At 62.5% G+C, this 7,847-nt stretch carries 7 protein-coding genes; 3 read left to right on the top strand and 4 right to left on the bottom strand.

What is annotated here, in order from left to right:
* Window positions 1–180: 180 nt before the first annotated feature.
* From C5E10_RS13810 to C5E10_RS13805, 3 genes are all read left to right on the top strand, one after another.
* Complete coding sequence (locus C5E10_RS13810; protein ID WP_104332129.1) at window positions 181–576, top strand: hypothetical protein; 396 nt, start codon at window positions 181–183, stop codon at window positions 574–576.
* A gap of 123 nt (window positions 577–699) precedes the next feature.
* Window positions 700–1,473, top strand: a complete 774-nt coding sequence (locus C5E10_RS18925) for a hypothetical protein (RefSeq protein WP_146080290.1) — start codon at window positions 700–702, stop codon at window positions 1,471–1,473.
* Window positions 1,474–1,561: 88 nt separating this feature from the next.
* Entirely contained in the window at window positions 1,562–1,858 is a 297-nt protein-coding gene (locus C5E10_RS13805) for a hypothetical protein (RefSeq protein WP_104332128.1), read from the top strand.
* Window positions 1,859–2,016: 158 nt separating this feature from the next.
* Here the strand turns inward: C5E10_RS13805 and C5E10_RS13800 are convergent, their stop codons facing one another.
* The 4 genes from C5E10_RS13800 to C5E10_RS13785 form a co-directional block, all read right to left on the bottom strand.
* Window positions 2,017–2,475 carry a hypothetical protein gene (locus C5E10_RS13800; RefSeq protein ID WP_104332127.1) on the bottom strand — a complete coding sequence of 153 codons (459 nt, stop codon included), beginning with the start codon at window positions 2,473–2,475 and terminating at the stop codon, window positions 2,017–2,019.
* Window positions 2,472–2,909 (bottom strand): hypothetical protein, encoded by a 438-nt coding sequence (locus C5E10_RS13795; RefSeq protein ID WP_104332126.1) that lies wholly within the window; start codon window positions 2,907–2,909, stop codon window positions 2,472–2,474. Before C5E10_RS13795 ends, C5E10_RS13800 begins: the two co-directional genes overlap by 4 nt.
* An 838-nt stretch (window positions 2,910–3,747) precedes the next feature.
* Complete coding sequence (locus tag C5E10_RS13790) at window positions 3,748–5,775, bottom strand: beta-galactosidase (RefSeq protein ID WP_104332125.1); 2,028 nt, start codon at window positions 5,773–5,775, stop codon at window positions 3,748–3,750.
* Window positions 5,776–5,799: 24 nt separating this feature from the next.
* Window positions 5,800–7,842, bottom strand: coding sequence for a hypothetical protein (locus C5E10_RS13785; protein WP_146080289.1), 2,043 nt, complete (start codon window positions 7,840–7,842; stop codon window positions 5,800–5,802).
* Window positions 7,843–7,847: the final 5 nt, after the last annotated feature.

Here is a 7,847-nt window from a genome sequence, read left to right as displayed (position 1 = left end):
GACGGGATGCCCGCATCTGACGTGGCCGTCACGAGCAGATAACAGCTGCGGTCGTCCGTTCTTGCGTCTCGACCGAATCGTTAGTAACCAGGCCGCAACCATCGCGCGTCCCCTGGCTAGGGTTCTCGGATGCGCGCCACTGACCCCCCACATTTTCCCGCTCCTAAGCGATCTCCTACCATGCTCGGGTTCGTTGCAGGCGTGGCCATCTCTCTGATCGGTTTGCTGGCCTGGAGCACGATTTCCGATGATCGAGGCTACGGTGACCCGACCATCGACGAGCTGGCTGCCCTCAACGCGGGCATCCCCTGGGCACTCGACACCGAGATTCACGTCTACGACGAAGGGTTGAACGACGCAGATTCCTATGCGTCGAGGTACTGGGTCAGCGGCGACTGGGAACTTGAACACCTTAACGAGTTACTGTCCGCGTGGAACGCGCAGAAAAACTCGCAGTCAGTGCCGATCAAATTCTGCATCTTCGACGCGGACGGCGACGAGGAACTTGCGACTTTTGGACATCTCCCCGACCTCCCCTGCGGACCGTCCGTCGCCCCATCCCTCAGGGAGGGGTGAGCGGCCACATCTGGTCAGGATGAACAACTGAGAGGAGTGCCGCGACCGCTCCCCCAGTCCGGCCCGAATGAGACGGCCAGAGCGCCGCAGCTCCGCGCTCGCCGTGGCCCTAGACTCGCGATCATGAATGAATGGTGGAGAGTCGATGGGTGGCCTACGCCAGACGAGTGGCAGGCGTTTTGGTCCTTCCTGTCCGCTGCGTTTGCCGCCTCCCTTCTGATTATTGCTTGGCGGCAACTTCATGGGCTCTCTGTATCCAACACGCGACTGTCCGAATCCAACAATCTGCTTGCAGAATCCAACAGGGCATTAGCTCGTCCGACTGTCATCGTCCAATTTGAGTTTGAGCGCGTACCGGTGAGGAACTACTCTAATCAAGAGAACATAAACAGTGTATTCATCGTAGTTCAGAACGTTGGCACCTCGCCAGCTATGAATATTTCACTCAATGTCGACCCGAAGTTCGAAGCGACTGATGTGAAGTTGAGTCCTGAGGGTCTGCTTGCTCTCAATACGCTCTTCTCGGGCAAAACGCCTGTTCGCATGGTTGGCCCACATCAGCGTTTGAAATATATCCTCGATTCAGCGAAGGATGCCCTTGCCAAGGAGGATCTTCCAACGGAGTATGTCGTGACTGCGACATACTCGAACCTCGATGAAAGCGAACAATATAGCGATAGTTTCGTGCTACAAATGTCACCGTGGGCAATGACGGTCGCGGAGGTTGATCCAGTTAGGCAGCTATCCAAGGATGTGCAATTTATCAGCGAGAATCTGCGTAAGTCTCACGGCGGTTTTCGGTCGATTGTCTCTGCTATCCGTGATCAGAAGCCGAACGATACGCCTCGACTGTCGGGCTCCCGGCGCATCAGAGCGCGGAGGCCGCGTGGCTTCTGAGAGCCACCCGGTCCTTCTCGACCGGTCTCACGTGTCTAGAACTATTGTCCGCTAGTGTCGGTGTTTCAACAGATAAGGAAGAGGAATCATGGCTTTCATTGCACTCATACAACGCGAGACCAAGAAAATCGAGATGGTTAACCTTGACCACATCGTCAGGGTTGAGGTTGCGAACCCTGCGCCGCCAGTCGCTGGCGACCTCACCGTGGCAGATTACTTTGCGTCGGAGAGGTATCTTGCCATCTTTTTTGATGGTGCTACTGAGGCGCGCTATTACGTCCCAGTGGATGGGACTGGTGTGCAATCCGCCGGCGAGACTGAAGAGCAGGCAATTCTTGCAGGCTTCGACCTGACCGCTGCGAGACAGCAGAAGCGCAGTAAGTAGTCGCGAGCTTGAATGCGAATGCCCCTCAGTTGCGAACTGAGGGGCATCTGTCGGCGCGAAATGAGGGGCTGCCGACGTGATAAAGCGCCATGGCCACACACTCTCGTGAAAGGGCGGGGCCGTACACGCAGCGCCGCTCGGGTGCGCGTCAGCTCGTGCTAGCCGGGCAGTATCGATAGGAATACCGGCAGCATCGACCACATTAGGCCGACCGATGCCACTGTGCCCACCCACAGCAGCATGAGGCCTACCCGTCTGTTGCTCTCACGTCCGGTCTCGACACGATCCGCGTCGATGACGGCATCCGACGCCCGAAGCAGCCCGTCCACGAGCTCCAACGACCTCGCCACCGACCGGCCAGGCAAGCGCAAGCGGCCAGCGGCAATCCCCTCCCGCAAGCCCGCAAGTTCTCCCAGTGGCATCCCAGCCGGTCCGCGCCCGTAGGCCATCCCCGAGAGCACAGTCAGCACTTCCGCATCGCTCGCTGTTGCCCTGAGCTGGCCGTTACGCGTGAACGCGCGGCCCTCCCGGAACGGCACGAGTCCCCGCTCGCCCTCCGGCTCCCCCAGGCGCGCGAGCGCATCCGCAAACCTGCCGCGTCCCGTCGCGTTGCTCATCGCGTCATCACGTCATCCTTCGAGCGCACGTCGAGCTGCTGCACGCGCTGGCGAGTGACGCCGAGCGCCTGCGCGACCGCCTCGACGGGATAGCCCTCGTCGCGGAGCTTGTGTACTGCACCACGGCGGAGCAGCGCTGCACGCTCGAGAACCTGACGTCCCTCTGCCTCGGCCGCAATCCCCTCGGCCCACAGCTTCGTGACCGACTCGGCTGCGTCGATGCGCACCGTCACGTCTACCTCGCTCGGTTCGACGTCGAGCCACACGGACGCGAGTTCGTGGGCTGCTTTCGCGACACCGCGCCAGGTGGTCGCGGAACCCGTCGCGGTGATGGTGCGGCCACCGGGGCCGGCCGATGTGAGTTCAGGAATGCGGATGGTCCACCAGCCGTCAGTGTCTCGACTGACGAGCGCTTCGAGAGTGCGTGTGCTCATGGTCAGAAGTCCTCTCAGTTCCAATTCTTCGGCGTCTCGGGGAACACCTGCTGTAGCTGGCGAACGATCCCCGACGACGTCGACACGACCGCGCAGACGCGGATCGGAGCCACGCCACGGTGCTGACGCCGTCATGTGCTTCTGGGGCCGACGCCCAAGGCGTGAGAAGCAAACTGCACACGGCGCTACATCCGTATCTGAAAACATTAGCTTTCTGAGACATCGCGGCGGCCAGCCATTGGTGCGGCCCACTCTGTGGAGTTGATCGCACGGTGGCGCTGATCTGTGATCGTTGCGTGACGCTAGTTGCCGATGACGAGGATGTTGGCTGCGTCTTCAATTACCTCGTCGGTGATGGTCTCGAGAATTGAAAGGCCACGGTCAACGCCCCCCTCGGAAAACGCGCGTGGTCCGTCCCCGCTCCGCGATGCACGTTGGACGAGCTGCCAGGCTCGACAGACAACGGGAACTGGCGAGTTGTAGCACTCTCGATGCCCTTCAATTCTGGCTGTGATCATCTGAGGGAAGTTAAGAACGAGGGCACCGGTCTGCGTAGGATGTGTCCGGCCGCCCGTCGAGCCGTAATAGAAAGTTGTGCGGACGTATGGGGGAACTCAATTCCTGCCCCCTGATCCTTGGGTTGCCGATCAATGGCATCGATACGCTCAGTAGTGTTCGGCGCCAGTCTTGCTTGCCGACCTGCGAGCGGCCAATTCAAAGCTCTGGCGCACGTGCCGGGTATCCGGGTCGAGAGCACGGAAGGTGAGTTGACGGTGATCATGGACCGATCCGGCCAAAGCTAGGGCAGAGGCGGTCCCCTTGAGTAAATTTACTCATGTCAGTTGTGAACAGGCGCCGTGCGCAATGGACCTAGCGTTACGTCCTCCACCTGTTCCCACGCGAACGGATCCAGAGTGTAATTGCGGCCAGCAAGAGTAAACGAGTGCGGGACGTCCCCATGGTTGATCACAGTCAGCATGTTTCCTCGACGCGCTACCTCCAGCCAAGGTGACCCGTTCGCGATCTCGGGATGAACGTCGGCGAGGCTCGCGACATAGCGCACCAGTCCGGTCATGCCCACGTCATCCGGGATTGTAGCGATGTACAGGGCATTGCCCTGGCCTGCCTCGTTGGTGGTCAACGCGGGTCTGCCCTCGTTTCGTCCTGCCGTGAACCGTCCGATCACTGATGCTGTGGTGGGGTGGATGACCTCGGCGAGGTATTGGCCCTTACCGCCTCCGCTGGGACCGTCGAACGGGGCTTCACGCTCGCCGACGGCTTCTGAGCCAGTGGCAGAGGCGGGCTCTCCGGCAGACTTCGACGAGACCGCCGCGGGTGGTGGCACCAGGGCGCCGAACTCTTCCAGGCGGATGCCGAGCGTGCTGCTGAGGCGAGTCAGGAACCCGCCGCGGATGAACGCGTCGTTCTGGTCGACGACGTCCGAGAACGCGGAGACGAGAAGGGTCCCACCGCTGTGGGCGAAAGCGGCGAGGTTCTCTGCGCCGAGATCGTCGAGCAAGTACACGGTCGGCGCGATGACCAGCGCGTACGCGCCGAGATCGTTGTGCGGGTGGACGAAGTCGATGGAGTAGTGCAGGCGGTGCAGAGCGTTGTACCATCGCTGCACCACCTCGTCATATCGGATGCGGACCGGGTGATGGCCGGAACCGAGAGCCCACCACGACTCCCAGTCGAAGACGAGCGCGATCCGCGCACGGCTGTCGGGAGCCGTCTCGGGGAGGGCTCGGAGCTGGGCGCCGAGCGCCACGACATCGCGCCATACCTGCGAGTCCGTTCCTACCTGCGGAACCATCGCGGAATGGAACTTCTCGACGCCTCGCTGCGATTGCCGCCATTGGAAGAACATGATGCCATTGGCGCCGTGCGCCACTGCCTGCATCGACAATGCCGCCATCTGGCCGGGCTTCTTGGGCGCGTTGGTCGGACGCCAGTTGACGGCGTCCGTGCTCTGTTCCATCAGAATCCATGGCACTCCGGGCTTGAGGGAGCGCATCAGGTCACGGGCGAAAGCGGAATCCCGGAACGATTCCGGAACATTGGGGTCGGGATAGTTGTCATCAGCGATGACGTCCATCTCTTTCGCCCACTTCCAATAGTCAGCAGGGGGGAAGGCGCCCATGAAGTTCGTGGTCACGGGCTGCATCGCGCCAGCGCTGCGGATGATGTCGCGCTGCATCGTGAACAGTCCGAGCAGAGCATCCGAGGTGTAGCGCTTGAAATCGAGCAGGTGCGCGGGGTTCACGCCGTACGTGGCCTTGCGCGGCGGGAGTATCTGCTCGAAGTCCGTGTAGATCTGCGACCAGAACGTCGTCCCCCATGCTCGGTTCAGTGCGTCGATGGTGCCGAAGCGCTCTTGCAACCACGCTCGGAACGCGCGCGCAGCGTGATCCGAGTAGTCGTAATGCAGGTGGCACCCCAACTCGTTGTCGACGTGCCAGAGCTTGACGGCGGGATGGGTGGCGTAGCGCATCGCGATGGCCTCGACGAGCTCTGAGGCCAGTCGCCGGTAGTCCGGAGACGTCGGGGAGAAGTGCTGGCGCGCACCGGGGGAGAATACGGTGCCGTCGGCATCGCGGGGGAGCATCTCCGGGTACGCAGCTGTAGCCCAGGGCGGCGGCGACGCGGTCGCCGTCGCAAGACCAGCGCCGATGCCGTTGCGGTGGAGCAGATCGAGGATGCGGTCGAGCCAGCCCCAGTCGTAGTGGCTTTCGGCCGACTGGATGCGTGACCACGCGAAGATGCCGACGTTGACGAGGTTGACGCCCGCTTCTCGCATGAGTGCGACGTCCTCTTCCCACACCTCCTCGGGCCATTGCTCCGGGTAGTAGTCAGCGCCGTAGTACACGGGTTCCTCTCGAGTCGGTGGTGTTCAGCGGAGGGGCGCGAGGCCCCACTCGTCGAGCATGAGCCACATCACCAGGTGCCAGTCCTGGTCGTTGGCCATAGGATCGGCCGTGTGAGCAGGCTCGGAGTCGACCGTAGACGGGAAGATGAAGGCGCATGTCGCCCAGCCGTCTCGGCCGAAGTTGGCCATGTTCGCTGCCAGGATGTTGTCTGCACGACGTCTGCGGTCGGGTGTCAACATCTGCTCCGGCAGTCGAAGAAGGGCGACGGCTGTGAGTGTGCTCCAGTAGTGAGGGAAGACGTCGCCCCACTGTCGGCGCTGTCCGAACCAATATCCATCCCAGTGACGGATGCTGACGTCTCGAAGCCTCGCGTGAGGCTGCGGGCCCCCGAAGGCCATCATCCAGTCGATGCGCTCTTCGAGGGCCGGAAGGAAAACCTCATCACCTGTCAGGCGATAGGCGCTGGCGAGGAGGCTCGTGAGCGGGGCGACAATGGATTGCTCGTAGTGGACTTCGTGGGCAGGCAGATCCCGGCCCGCGGCGACGAAACTACGGGCGCTCGCCACCAGAAGGTTACGCAATGCGGCTGCGCGGCGAGAGTCGCCCGTGTGCTCCAGATCGTTCGCGACGCGCTCGACGGCGTCGCTCTGCAGAATGGCGAGGAATCGCTCAGCGCCGAGCTCATAGGCGCGCTCGAGGATGGATGCTGCGAGGTCGAGTTCTGAGGCGGCCCGGTCCTGCGCCCCTTGGGCCCGAAGGTGCTCAGCGCGCATCGCGAAGAACAGCGCCAGCCACGGTGCGTCGTACAGGCGAGGACCGGTGTGGTGGTCCTGGGAGCCCCGCCGCGGGGCCGCGGTGGAATCGAGAAGGTGCTGTCGTGCGAATGCGGCCCATCCGTCCAACGCAGCATCTGCGTCGTCGCCGACCAGGCCACGCAGGCGAGCCTGCTGAATGAGGATTGCCATGCCGATGCGTTCGGATCCGTCGGTCCAGTCACTCCACCCGTTGGTGAGCTGTGTGAGGAACGTCTCCGTGTTCACGGGAACCAACGCGTGGGACAGCGTGCCCGACCGCTCGAGGGCCTTCTGGCGCGTGAGGATGTAGCGCACTCGGTCGCTGACGACTTCGGAAACCGGGGCATGGAAGAGCAGCCCTGTTGTGGAGTCACCGATTCTCACCGTGTGCACGCCGGGCGTCGTCGCACGAAGGACAGCACCCTCGTCGGTGAGAGCGACGTCGCCCGATTCGAAGACGACGGGTTGCGAGGTCTTGATCAAAAGCGGCTGGGTCCACGGGACAGCGACATCGTCGAGACGTGCGGGCGGGGCAGTGTCCTCGATGAACGCCTCGGTATGGTCGTACCAGCCGACCGTCCATTCGACCGTCCATGCTTCGTCCGCGGCGAGCAGAATCGGTGTCTGTCCACCGAACGCTGAGGGGTTCCGGCCAGCGTCGGTGGGGTGCAGAACGATGTGACCGCGTGCGTTGGACAGCGTATTGGGGTTCCGCGATTCGACCGAGTACGCGGACAGCGCACCTTGTCGCACGATCAGCCCGAGAGTGCGGCCTTGACCGCTCATAGGTTGGGCGAGAACCCAGGCCCATGCTCCGCCTGTCCACACGTGGGCGTGAACCGCTTGGGCCAGTGCGTCGCTCGCGCCTTCGTAGACATCGTTGAACGGGGTCTGGATCCCCACGGACCGGAGAGACATCGAGCTGTCAGAGATGTTTAGGAATGTGTAGCGCTCGCGCAGTTGCTCGTTCTCCCAGTCTCGTTCGACGACGATGCGCAGGTCTTGGGACGCGGGGTGGATGGCGCGGTTGGAGGTCTCTGTCCATTCCAGGTCTGACGGGGCGTTCCATCGGACGGCGCCCTTGTCGGTGATGACGAATCCGGAGCCCCACTGGTGCTCGTCCGAGTGCCACGAAGAGGTCAGCTCGAGAAGGAACTGGCGGTCTGGCGACTCTGCATCGATGAACTGGACGGGAGCTCCTGTGCGCTCGTCGAGCGTGAAACTGCCGGCTCCGAGGGTGAACTGGCGAGTTGCGACTGTACGGTCGGCCATGAGCG

The organism is Pseudoclavibacter sp. RFBG4, from assembly GCF_002931515.1.
Taxonomy (GTDB): Bacteria; Actinomycetota; Actinomycetes; order Actinomycetales; family Microbacteriaceae; genus Pseudoclavibacter.
The sequence above is the reverse complement of the archived record's forward strand: the minus strand, read 5'-3'. Positions and strand labels throughout refer to the sequence as shown.

What these genes read in the sequence shown, in the direction of transcription:
- C5E10_RS13810 (WP_104332129.1), top strand. Translation starts at nt 181, where the DNA reads ATGCTCGGGTTCGTTGCAGGCGTGGCCATCTCTCTGATCGGTTTGCTG.
- C5E10_RS18925 (WP_146080290.1), top strand. Translation starts at nt 700, where the DNA reads ATGAATGAATGGTGGAGAGTCGATGGGTGGCCTACGCCAGACGAGTGG.
- C5E10_RS13805 (WP_104332128.1), top strand. Translation starts at nt 1,562, where the DNA reads ATGGCTTTCATTGCACTCATACAACGCGAGACCAAGAAAATCGAGATG.
- C5E10_RS13800 (WP_104332127.1), bottom strand. Translation starts at nt 2,475, where the DNA reads ATGAGCAACGCGACGGGACGCGGCAGGTTTGCGGATGCGCTCGCGCGC.
- C5E10_RS13795 (WP_104332126.1), bottom strand. Translation starts at nt 2,909, where the DNA reads ATGAGCACACGCACTCTCGAAGCGCTCGTCAGTCGAGACACTGACGGC.
- C5E10_RS13785 (WP_146080289.1), bottom strand. Translation starts at nt 7,842, where the DNA reads ATGGCCGACCGTACAGTCGCAACTCGCCAGTTCACCCTCGGAGCCGGC.